The organism is Gemmatimonas sp., assembly GCF_044345575.1.
In the GTDB taxonomy this organism is placed as follows: Bacteria; Gemmatimonadota; Gemmatimonadetes; order Gemmatimonadales; family Gemmatimonadaceae; genus Gemmatimonas.
In genome coordinates, this window is sequence record NZ_JBIJAW010000093.1 from 1 (window position 1) to 10,879 (window position 10,879).

At 67.5% G+C, this 10,879-nt stretch carries 10 protein-coding genes; 3 read left to right on the forward strand and 7 right to left on the reverse strand.

From position 1 onward, the window contains the following. The 5 genes from ACIQ6O_RS07650 to ACIQ6O_RS07670 form a co-directional block, all read right to left on the reverse strand. On the reverse strand, positions 1-1,270 hold a 1,270-nt coding region (locus tag ACIQ6O_RS07650; protein ID WP_396207186.1), incomplete at its 3' end, for a WD40/YVTN/BNR-like repeat-containing protein. Positions 1,271-1,301: 31 nt separating this feature from the next. Next, positions 1,302-3,278 (reverse strand): serine hydrolase domain-containing protein, encoded by a 1,977-nt coding sequence (locus ACIQ6O_RS07655; RefSeq protein ID WP_396207187.1) that lies wholly within the window; start codon positions 3,276-3,278, stop codon positions 1,302-1,304. Between the two features lie 468 nt (positions 3,279-3,746). Further along, complete coding sequence (gene msrA, locus ACIQ6O_RS07660) at positions 3,747-4,244, reverse strand: peptide-methionine (S)-S-oxide reductase MsrA (RefSeq protein ID WP_396207188.1); 498 nt, start codon at positions 4,242-4,244, stop codon at positions 3,747-3,749. Then, on the reverse strand, positions 4,237-4,704 hold the full coding sequence (msrB, locus tag ACIQ6O_RS07665) for a peptide-methionine (R)-S-oxide reductase MsrB (protein ID WP_396207189.1): 468 nt from the start codon (positions 4,702-4,704) through the stop codon (positions 4,237-4,239). The genes msrA and msrB overlap by 8 nt, the downstream gene beginning before the upstream one ends. 56 nt (positions 4,705-4,760) lie before the next feature. Beyond that, positions 4,761-5,534, reverse strand: coding sequence for a copper resistance protein NlpE N-terminal domain-containing protein (locus ACIQ6O_RS07670; RefSeq protein WP_396207190.1), 774 nt, complete (start codon positions 5,532-5,534; stop codon positions 4,761-4,763). 56 nt (positions 5,535-5,590) lie between these two features. On the opposite strand from ACIQ6O_RS07670, the gene ACIQ6O_RS07675 reads away from it, so the two are divergent. Further along, a complete protein-coding gene (locus ACIQ6O_RS07675; protein ID WP_396207195.1) occupies positions 5,591-7,177 on the forward strand; it encodes a YdiU family protein in 1,587 nt (528 codons plus the stop codon). Positions 7,178-7,230: 53 nt separating this feature from the next. On the opposite strand, the gene ACIQ6O_RS07680 is transcribed toward ACIQ6O_RS07675, so the two are convergent. Then, positions 7,231-7,821 carry a hypothetical protein gene (locus ACIQ6O_RS07680; protein WP_396207191.1) on the reverse strand — a complete coding sequence of 197 codons (591 nt, stop codon included), beginning with the start codon at positions 7,819-7,821 and terminating at the stop codon, positions 7,231-7,233. Continuing rightward, entirely contained in the window at positions 7,818-8,252 is a 435-nt protein-coding gene (locus ACIQ6O_RS07685; RefSeq protein ID WP_396207192.1) for a hypothetical protein, read from the reverse strand. The genes ACIQ6O_RS07680 and ACIQ6O_RS07685 overlap by 4 nt, the downstream gene beginning before the upstream one ends. 64 nt (positions 8,253-8,316) lie before the next feature. On the opposite strand from ACIQ6O_RS07685, the gene ACIQ6O_RS07690 reads away from it, so the two are divergent. Both ACIQ6O_RS07690 and ACIQ6O_RS07695 read left to right on the forward strand, forming a co-directional pair. Next, positions 8,317-10,602, forward strand: a complete 2,286-nt coding sequence (locus ACIQ6O_RS07690; RefSeq protein ID WP_396207193.1) for a molybdopterin cofactor-binding domain-containing protein — start codon at positions 8,317-8,319, stop codon at positions 10,600-10,602. Continuing rightward, on the forward strand, positions 10,599-10,879 hold a 281-nt coding region (locus ACIQ6O_RS07695), incomplete at its 3' end, for a (2Fe-2S)-binding protein (protein ID WP_396207194.1). The genes ACIQ6O_RS07690 and ACIQ6O_RS07695, both read left to right, overlap by 4 nt.

Here is a 10,879-nt window from a genome sequence, read left to right on the forward strand (position 1 = left end):
AGCTGCGGCTCAGGTCGTAGCTCACGCCCAGACCACCGTCACCGCCAATCAGCACGTGATCGGGGTTCTTCGGGTTCACCCAGATGGCGTGAATGTCGTCGTGAATCACGAGTGCGGCGTCGGTTTCCCAGTTCTTGCCGCCGTCCACGGTCATGTGCAGACCCACACCGCCCATGTACACGCGATCGGGGTTCACCGGGTCCACGCGCAAGTTGGAGAAGTACATGGGGCGCGGGTTCGTCGCGCTCATCTTGCTCCACGTGGCGCCGCCGTCGAGCGAGCGATACACCCCCGTGGCGCCCGACGCACTGCCGGCCGGGGCGTTGGTCATGCCCTCAGGCTGCGGGGCCGCCGCGGCACCTCCGGCGCCGGGGCGCGAGATCGTGGGCGCTTCCACCGTGGCGTACACGATGTTGGCGCTCTGACGGAACACGTCCACCGCGATGCGGCCGAGCGAACCGGTGGGGAAACCGGTGCCGGTGACCTTCGTCCACGTGTCACCGCCGTTGGTGCTCTTGTAGAGCGCGCTGCCGGGGCCACCACCGTTCATGCAGCAGGCCGTGCGACGGCGCTGGTACATGCTCGCGAACATCACGTTCGGATCACTCGGCGACAGCGCGATATCGTTCGCGCCGGTGTCGTCGTCGCCCTTGAGCACCTGCTTCCACGAGAGACCGCCGTCGGTGGTCTTGTAGATGCCGCGATCACCACCGGGGCCGAAGAGCGGGCCCGTGGCCGCCACCAGGACGATGTTCTCGTTGGTGGGGTGAATGACGATGCGGTTGATGTGCTTGCTGTTGGGAAGCCCCACCAGCGCGAAGGTCTTGCCACCGTCGGTGCTCTTGTAGAGCCCACCGCCCCACGACGTACTCTGGCGGTTGTTGCTTTCGCCGGCACCCGCCCACACTACGTCGGGGTTCACTTGCGACACGGCCACATCACCGATGGCGATGAGCCCTTCGTTCTGGAAGAGCGGCGTGAACGTGGTACCGTTGTTCACCGTCTTCCACACACCGCCGTGCGCGGTGCCGACGTAGTAGATGCTCGGGTTGTTCTCGAACACCGCGACGTCGGCGATGCGCCCCGACATGGTGGCGGGGCCGATGCTGCGGAAGTGGAGGGCGTCGAACTCACTCGCGACAAGCGAGGGGGACGCGGAGGTGGGGGAGGCGCTGGGACTCCCTGGGCGGCTGCTGGCGCGTTGGGCGTGCAGCAGCGCAGGGACCGCGAGGGCGGCCAACGCCGTCAGTCGGGTGGCGTGACGGATCATGGGGAAGGCGGGAGAGGGTGGGACGATGAAATCAGCGAACGCGCTCGAAGCGGATGTCGCGCGAACGGGCCACGTTCACGTAGAACCCGATCACCTGACCGATGCGGTCGCGCTCGAGTTGCACCGTGATGGCGCCGCCGTTGAAGGTGTCCTTGGCGGTGGGGGAAAGCGTCATGTCGGCACTGCGACGCTGCCGCGCCACGAGTTTGCCGTTGACCACCACGAACTCCCAGAACGTCTCCAGCTCGTCACTGAAGTAGCGTCCCGACATGGCGGTGAGATCGGCCGCCGACGGCGTCCACGCGGCAGCGGCCGCCGTGGCCGCTTGGCGCGTCGCGCGCTGACGGGCGCCGTTCTGCACGAGGATGGCAGCGGTCACCTTCTTGGCGGCGTCACGCACGAACTCCACCGAGGCCACCACGCCCTGCAGCGCGAAGGAGCTGTCGGAGGTGGGCACCATGCGGATCTTCTGCTGCCCCGTGGCCTGCGTGAACAGCGTGTCACCGCTGCGCGAGAAGGTGAGCACGAACGCCGGCGCGGCGTCGAGCGGGTACTGGCCGGCAAATTCGTCGAATTTCTTTACGTCGTACTTGCTGGCGTCGAACGCCGCCGTGCTGGCAGCCTTCTTGGGAGCCAGTTCGGGGAAGAACACTTCGGCGAGCCGGAACGCGATGCTGCTGTCGAAGGCGCCATCGTTGCTCTGCACCGTGATGCCGGCGTCGAGATCGGGATACAGGGCGAGCATGGACCGGTGCGACACGTCGGCGCCGCCGTGCTGCACACGCTTCTGCCCGTTCTGCGTATCCACGAACAAGCCGAAGCCGTAGCTCGTGCTCTTGCCGTCCTTGAGCGTGAACGGCGTCATCATCTGCGCGATGCTGGCCTTGGTGCCGACTTTGGGGTTAGCGAGATGCTGGGCCCACAGTTGCAGGTCGCCAAGCGTGGTGTAGATGCCACCGGCGCCCATGGAGCCGCCCAGGTCACCGAGGTCGCGCCACACGCCCTTGTCACTGCGCGAGTAGCCAACCGTGGCCCCCTTCACCGGCACGCGCACATCGGCGCGCACCCGCGTGTGCGTCATGCCCACCGGACCGAATACGCGCTTCGCCATGAATTCGTCGAAGGGCATCTTCGACACACGCGAGACGATCATGGCCGCGAGCCCGAAGGCGGTGTTGTTGTAGTTGAACTCCGCGCCCGGCGCGTTCTGCAGCGCGGGCTGACGCTGCACGAGCGGAATGTACTCCTCACGCCCCACGTAGTCGCTTTCGTCGATGCGACGCCCCGTGAGTACCAGCGAGTTGTACAGTTCGCGATAGCCGGTGGTGTGCGTGATGAGATTGCGCACGGTGACCGTCTGCCCGAAGTCCTTGAGCTCGGGGATGTGCTTTCGCACATCGTCGTCGAGCGACAGCTTGCCCTCCTCCACCAGCAGCATCACCGCGAACGCCGTGAACTGCTTGGAGGTGGAGCCGATGTTGGTGGGCGTGCTCACCGTGAACGGAATGTCGTAGCCGAGGTTGGCCATGCCGTACGCCTTGGCGAACACCGTCTTGCCGCCGCGCCACACGGCCACCGCCGCGCCTGGGCCGTCGGGGCGATTCCACGGGGCGAGCAGCTGGTCGGTGTGGCGCTTGGGATCGGCCGCGAATTTCTCGTTCATCAGCAGCGACACACGGAACGCCCCGCCGGTGGAATCCCCGGCCGTGACCTGCAGTTGGTGCGTACCGCTTTCGCGCGTAACGAGGTGCAGCTCCTCGTAGCCGGCGCTGGTGGCGTTCACCGCCCCGATGACGGTGTTCTTGGGGCCCATCAGCCGCACCGCCACGTTGCCGGGCTGCTGATCGACCTTGATGCGCACCACGGACGCCGAGTCGGCGCGCAGGGTGAAACGGGCGGTGTCCTTGGCGGACACGGTACCGGAAACCGGGGTACCGGTGGTGAGGGCGGGCTGGGCGGCCAGCGGGCCGGCGGCGAGGAGACCAGCGAGGAGTGGGTACGGTCGCATAATGGAGGGATGGAGGCCCTCCAACATGCGGCGCCGTGTGTGGCATCGGCAACCACGCTCGCGCCAGCTTGGGCGGCGGAGAATGGGAAGCGGTCGCGCCGAGGGGCGAGTCGGGGGGGTGGTACTACGCGCGATCGAGGACGCGTTGGCGACTACGCGTTGGCGCCCACGCGTTGGAAAAAACGCGTTGGCACGAACGCTGAGGGGCGCGGGCGAACACGCGGGCGACTACGCTCCTACGCGGGCTCCCACGCAGGCAGCCACGCAGGCAACCACGCGGGCAACCACGCAGGCAACCACGCAGGCAAAAACGAAGCGCCCGCCCACGGCCGAAGGCCGAGGCGGGCGCCCGTATTTGCGAGCGTAGTCGCCCGCGTCCCCACGCGTAGGTACCAACGCGTTCTTTCCAACGCGTAGGCGCCAGCGCGTAGTCGCCAACGCGTAGTCGATCGCGCGTAGTTCAACCGCCTAGCGCATCCAGTGGCACGTGTACCCACCCGGATTCTTCTGCAGGTAGTCCTGGTGGTACCCTTCCGCTGTCCACCACGTTGCCTCCGGCGCGATCTCCGTCGTGATCGGCCGGCTCCACAGCCCGCTCGCCTGCATCTCCAGCTTCACGCGCTCGGCGATCTCCTGCTGCTCCGGCGTCGTGTAGAAGATCGCGCTGCGGTACTGCGTGCCGCTGTCGTTCCCCTGCCGGTTGAGCGTCGTGGGGTCGTGCATGCGGAAGAACCAGTCGCGCAGCAGCACATCGTACCCCAGTACCGTGGGGTCGAACACCACCCGCACACTCTCGGCGTGCCCGCTCTTGCTGTCGTGCGTGTCGTGGTACGTGGGATGCTCCAGCCAGCCGCCCGTATACCCCACGTCGGTGTCGAGCACCCCGGGGATGGCGCGGATGAGCTCCTCCATCCCCCAGAAGCACCCGCCGGCGAGAATCGCGACTTCCGTCTGCCGCTCAGTCATGCGGTGCGCCCGTCTCGAAGAGCGGCAAGAACTCCGCGTACCCGGCCTGCTCCAGCTCGGCCACGGGAATGAAACGCAAGCTCGCCGAGTTGATGCAGTAACGCAGGCCACCCTCGGCCCGCGGGCCGTCGGGGAACACATGCCCCAGATGCGAGTCGCCGTGCCGGCTGCGCACTTCCACGCGGCGCATGCCGTACGACCGGTCTTCCACTTCCGTCACGTTCGGCGCCACGGGGCGCGTGAAGCTCGGCCACCCCGTGCCACTGTCGAACTTGTGCACGCTCGCGAACAGCGGTTCGCCGCTCACCACGTCCACGTACAGACCGGCGTCATGATTGTCCCAGTACGCGTTCCGGAACGGCGGTTCGGTCCCGCACTGCTGCGTCACCGCGAACTGTTCAGGAGTCAGCGCACTCTTGAGCTGCTCCGCATCGGGCTTGGTATAGGTCTTGTCGCTCATATGGGTAATAGCGTCGGGGAGCCCTGTGAGTTCCCGGCGTTGAAGGCGCCTCGCCGTTACCGGCAATCAGGATTCGCCGCCGGCCCCACGTACTTCACGAGCTCGATCACGTCGCGTTCCTTGGGGCCTTCCATCGTGTCCGGGCGCGGCTTGAAGCGCGCCGTCACTTCCACCTGCTGCCCGCTGCCGGCGGGAAGCTTGGCCGCCGTGTACGCCTTCTCCACGGTCTTGTAGGCGCCGCTCATGAGCACAGTGTACGTCTGCCCGCTGCCGCACTCACGGAAAGTCGGCGCGTCGGCCATGTAGCTGAAGGTGCCGGTATACGGCGCCGTGTCGCGGAGCGACTCCATGCTGTCGGCCCGCACCAGCGTTACCGGCGCACTGCCGCTCATCGGCTTGCCGGTCGGGTCGAGCAACGTCAGCGTGTCCTCCCCCGTCACGGCGAACTTCAGGGTGCGACCCAGTCCGTCGAGCGTGAGCGTGGCCCCGTCGTGCGTCCAGCGCCCCATGCTCACCACCGGCGCGCCGCCCTTCCCCTCGTACGCCTCGCGCAACCGGAAGGTGGTGTCGGCGAACAGCGCCACCGTGGTCGCGACGCCGGCACAATCGCCGCACGGAAGCGTCCCCGCATAGGAGTTGGGCGCCACCGCCGCCACCGTCACGGTAGGCACGGCGGGCACCGTCACCACACTGTCCGAAGGCGTCCCCGCCGACGCGGGCTTCTCCCCGCCGCACGCGGCCAGCACCGTCAGTAACCCCAACGTCGTGGCGGCCTGCGCCGCCGCCGAGACCCGCTGCCACCGGAACATCGCCTTGTTCGACCGTGCCATGTTGGACCGTGCCCTAAGTTTCGAGAGTGAACACTTCGACGAACACCACCACGCCCATCGTCGGCGACGCACCGGACGTCACGTTCGACAACCGCTTCGTGCGCGAGCTGCCGGGGGATCCTGACCGCTCCAATCGGCGAAGACAAGTGCTGCACGCCGCCTGGAGTACCGTGCTCCCCACACCGGTGTCGGGGCCGCAACTGCTGGCCCATGCGTCCGACGTGGCGGAGCTGGTGGGACTCCCCCCGCAATTCGTCCAGTCGCCCGCCTTTGCCCAAACGTTTGGCGGCAACGCCTTGCTCCCGGGGATGGAACCGTACGCGGCCTGCTATGGCGGCCACCAGTTCGGCAACTGGGCCGGTCAGCTCGGCGACGGGCGCGCCATCACGCTGGGGGAAGCACTCAATGCGCGTGGCGAACGGTGGGAGCTGCAGCTCAAGGGCGCCGGCCCCACGCCCTACTCGCGTACCGCCGACGGACGCGCCGTGCTGCGCTCGAGCATCCGCGAGTTCCTCTGCAGCGAAGCCATGCATCACCTGGGTGTGCCCACCACGCGCGCGCTCAGCCTGGTCACCACCGGTGACGCCGTAGTGCGCGACATGTTCTACAACGGCAACGCGCAGGAAGAACCCGGCGCCATCGTGTGCCGTGTGGCCCCGAGCTTCATCCGCTTCGGCAACTTCGAGATTCTCGCGGCGCGCAATGATCTCGCCCTCCTCGCGCAGCTGGTGGACTTCACCATCGCCCGCGACTTCCCGCATCTCACCCACATCATCAACGACGACGAACGGCGCGCCACCTGGTACGCCGAGGTGTGCGAACGCACCGCGCAACTCATCGTGCACTGGATGCGCGTGGGCTTCGTGCACGGCGTGATGAACACCGACAACATGTCCATCCTCGGCCTCACCATCGACTACGGGCCGTACGGATGGATCGACAACTTCGATCCGCACTGGACCCCCAACACCACCGACGCCCAGGGCCGCCGCTATCGCTTTGGACAGCAGCCCGCCATTGCGCAGTGGAATCTCGTGCGGCTCGCCGACGCCATCGCGCCGCTCTTTGCCGATGAAGCACCGCTACAAGGGGGCATCGACCGCTTCTCCGCCGTGTACATCGCCGAGTACGAGGCGATGAACGCCGCGAAGTTCGGCTTCGTGCAGCGCGGGGAGCGGGAGCAGACGATCATCCGCGAGGCATTCCGCCTCATGTACGACGCGGAGATGGATTACACCAACTTCTTCCGCGCCCTCGGCGAACTCCCCGACGAACTGCCGGCCCAGCCGGCCATGACACTGTTGGGCGACGTGTTCTACGACGACAACAAGCGCGATGCGCAGTCCACCGCGCTCGACGCGTGGCTGCAGCAGTGGCACGCCTGTGTGCGCGAACACGGCCGGCCATTCGCCGAACGACGCGCGGCGATGCACGCGGTGAACCCGTGGTTCGTGCTGCGCAATTATGTGGCGCAGCAGGCCATCGATGCCGCCACCGCCGGCGACCCTTCGGTGGTACGCACGCTGCTGGAAGTGCTACGCGATCCGTACACCGAACAGCCGCAGCATGCGCAGTATGCGTTGCGTCGCCCTGAGTGGGCGAGACACAAGGCCGGCTGCTCTATGCTCAGCTGCAGCTCGTAAACCAATCGTACGGTACACGAGCCACCGCTGAGCAACAGCCGTTACAGCAACAGTTACATCGCCGTCTTGCGCGTCCTGGCCTTTTCCACGGCTTCAATGAATCGGCGCGCATCGGCTTCGGCGAACATCGCGCCATCCTTGTCGTTCCCCTTGCCGCTCGAACTGATGTTGATGTTGTCGCCCTTCACCTTGAAGTGCAGACGACCATTCTCGTAGCGCAGGTCGGTGACCGCGCTCGCCGGCGCGTGCACCGCGATACCCATGGCCGTGTTCACCGCCGCGCTCACGGCGCTCCCCACCACGTTGGCGATGGCGGCGCCCACGCCACCGTCACCACCGGCGGAGCGCATGCTGCTGTCCATCTCCTGCTTCACCTTGGCGCGCACGCTGTCGCTGAGCTGCATCACCACGCTGTCGCGCAGCACGGCCAGCGTGATGGCGCCATCGGTGCTGTTGATGCGCACGTCGGCGTCGGCGAGGTTGAGCGAGTCGTTGGCGCCGGTGGCCACACGCACGCCGTTCTCCTTCGAGTTGGTCTCCACGCTCGACGACGACGGCTCCGCCTTGTCTCCGCTCCCGCAGGCGATCGCCAGCACGGACGCACCCGACCACACCATCACCCGCGCCACTCGCATCATGGTCATGGCTGCTTCTCCAGCGCGTTCTGACGCGACACCACCGTCTGCACGAACGCGATGGCGTCCTCGGTGGAGAATCGGGCGCCCTCGGTCCCGTCGCCCACTTCGAACACCTTCATGCCGAACCCCTTGATGTCGAAGCGCAGACGGTTGTCGGCGAACTTCACGTTCTCGATGTAGGTCACCGGCACGCTGATCTGGCTGTTGGCCATGAAGATGTGCGCCGAGTCGCCCGCCACTTCGATGGCCACCGTGCGATCGAGGCTCAGCATCTGCAGGTCGCCGGGGCCGAGCGAGCGCGTGGCGCGGGCGATCTTCGCTGCCGCTTCGGCCACCTTCTGCTCGGCAACCTTGGTCTGGCCGTCCTGGGCGCACGCCGTCAGCAACAGCGAGGAGAGCACGGACGCGGCGAACTGGCGGGGACGAACGCGGAACATGGCGGCGAGGGGCGAGAGGATTCGAGCGTTGCCGCTACCGTCGGCGGCATGGCATCTTGATAATATGAGACGCCGCACCTTCCTCTTGGCAGGGCTCGGAGCCGCCGGCACGCTGTTCGTGGGCTGGTCACTCACCCCGCCGCGTCAGCGGCTGCGCCCTTCGCACACCCCGGACCCGGGCGGCAGCGCCATCCCGCTCAACGGCTGGCTGGCCGTGGGCGCCGATGGCCGGGTGGTCGTAATGTCACCCAAGGCCGAGATGGGTCAGGGCATCCATACGGCGCTGGCGATGCTCGTTGCCGAGGAGCTCGACTGCGACTGGAGCCAGGTGCAGGTGGTCCACAGCGGCGTCGACACGATCTACAACAACATCGCCGCCATCGTCGACGGATTGCCCTTCCACGAAGATCTCGACGGCAACCCGGGCGTGCGCGCCATGCGCTGGCTCACCGCCAAGACGATGCGCGAGGTCGGGGTCATGATGACCGGCGGCTCGTCGAGCGTGCGCGATGTGTGGGAGACGGCGCGGATTGCCGGCGCCACCGCGCGCACCCAGCTCGTGGCCGCGGCCGCGGCCCGCGCGAACGTGCCAGTGGCGGAGTGTCGCACCGAAGCGGGCATTGTGCACGCCGGCCGCCAACAGTTCGGCTACGGTTCGCTGGTGAACGACGCCGCTGCGCAGCGCGTGGGCGATGTCACCCTGCGCGACCCCAAGGACTTCCGCCTCATCGGACGACCCACCACACGGCTCGATACCGCCGCCACCATCAACGGCACTCCGCGCTACGCGAGCGATGTGCGCCTCGACGGCATGCGCTACGCCGCGGTGGTCATGGCCCCCACCTTCGGCAGCGCTGTGCAGCGGGTAGAGAAGTCCGGCGTGCTCACGCGCGACGGCGTGCGGGCGGTGGTGGAACTCGGTGGCAGCGCGTTCGGCGATGTACCGGGCGTGGCGGTGATCGCCGACAGCTGGTGGCAGGCGAAGCAGGCGCTCGCGTCGCTCACCATCGAGTGGACCCCCAGCCCGCATGCGTCCCTGAGCAGCGATGGCATCATGCAGCAGCTGCGTACGGCGGCCGGCGGCGACGAGGGTCTCCCCTTCCGCAGCTACGGTGATGCACAGGAGGTGCTGAGCAAGAGCGCACGCACCCTCGACGCCACCTACGAGGCGCCGTATCTCGCGCACGCCACCATGGAGCCCATGAACACCACGGTGCGGGTGAACGCGGACCGCGCCGAGGTGTGGACGAGTACGCAGGTGGCCGGTGCGGCGCGCACCGCCGTGGCGACGACGCTGGGCCTCAGCGAGGAGCAGGTCACGCTGCATCAGTACGCCCTCGGCGGGGGCTTCGGGCGCCGGCTCGAGGTGGACTACGTGGCACAGGCCGCCGAGATCGCGAAGGCCATGCCGGGCGTCGCCGTACAGACCATCTGGAGCCGAGAAGACGATCTGCAGCACGACTTCTATCGGCCGGCGGCGGTGACGCGACTGCGCGCCTCGCTCGATGCGCAGGGGCCCGTCACCAGCCTCGTCACCGAATCAGCCGGGCAGTCTCCGTTCAAGGCGCTCAGCAAGCGCCTGTCGATTGTCTTCGCCGAGTATGCGCCGGACAAGACCACGGCCGAAGGGCTGTTCGATCAGCCGTATGAGTTTCCCGCCCTGCGCTCGGCGCACACCGACGTGGAGCTGCCGGTGCCCGTGGGGTCGTGGCGATCGGTGGGCCACTCGCATCAGGCGTTCTTCCTCGAGTCGTTCCTCGACGAACTCGCGCACGACGCGAAGGTGAATCCCCTGCCGTATCGGCTGCAGTTGCTCGCGAAGCATCCGCGGGCGCGCGCCGTGCTGGAGGCGGCGGCCAAGGAGAGCGCGTGGAGCACACCACTGCCGGCAACGGCCGACGGGCGTCCGCAGGCACGCGGGCTCGCGTTCCACTCGAGCTTCAGCTCGCTGGCCGCCGCCGTGGCCGACGTCTCGCTCGGCACCGACAATCGCGTGCGCGTGCATCGCGTGATCGTGGCGATCGACTGCGGGTTGGCGGTGAATCCCAGCGGGATACGGCAGCAGGTGGAAGGCTCGGTGGTGTATGCCCTGTCGGCGGCGTTGCACGGTGACGTGCGCATCGAGGGCGGACGCGCGCGCGTGAACAACTTCAACGACTATCGGCCCTTGCGGCTCTCGGAGTGCCCCGACATTACCACCATCATTGTGCCCAGCACGCAGATGCCGTCGGGGGTGGGCGAACCGGTAGTCCCCGTGATCGCGCCGGCAGTGGGGAATGCGCTGTTCGCGCTCACCGGCACACGCGTGCGGTCACTGCCGTTCGGAATGATGAGCGAGGCCCGATCATGAGCGAGCAAAGCAGTCCGCCACTGATGCTCACCATCAACGGTGAGGCGGTACCGGTAAGCGTGGCGCCCGACACGCCGTTGCTGTGGGCGCTGCGACACGACGTGGGCGCGACGGGTACCCGCTTCGGCTGCGGCATGGCGTTGTGCGGCGCGTGCACGGTGCATGTGGATGGTGAACCTGTGCGCTCGTGCTCCACGCCCGTGAGCACCGTGGTGGGAAAATCCATCACCACCATCGAGGGACTCACCGGCCCGGTGGCCGATGCGCTGCGAACCGC

Excerpts from the sequence above, each read along its gene's own strand:
- ACIQ6O_RS07655 (WP_396207187.1), bottom strand. The coding sequence starts at position 3,278 with ATGCGACCGTACCCACTCCTCGCTGGTCTCCTCGCCGCCGGCCCGCTG.
- ACIQ6O_RS07685 (WP_396207192.1), bottom strand. The coding sequence starts at position 8,252 with ATGTTCCGCGTTCGTCCCCGCCAGTTCGCCGCGTCCGTGCTCTCCTCG.
- ACIQ6O_RS07670 (WP_396207190.1), bottom strand. The coding sequence starts at position 5,534 with ATGGCACGGTCGAACAAGGCGATGTTCCGGTGGCAGCGGGTCTCGGCG.
- msrB (WP_396207189.1), bottom strand. The coding sequence starts at position 4,704 with ATGAGCGACAAGACCTATACCAAGCCCGATGCGGAGCAGCTCAAGAGT.
- ACIQ6O_RS07690 (WP_396207193.1), top strand. The coding sequence starts at position 8,317 with ATGAGACGCCGCACCTTCCTCTTGGCAGGGCTCGGAGCCGCCGGCACG.
- msrA (WP_396207188.1), bottom strand. The coding sequence starts at position 4,244 with ATGACTGAGCGGCAGACGGAAGTCGCGATTCTCGCCGGCGGGTGCTTC.
- ACIQ6O_RS07680 (WP_396207191.1), bottom strand. The coding sequence starts at position 7,821 with ATGACCATGATGCGAGTGGCGCGGGTGATGGTGTGGTCGGGTGCGTCC.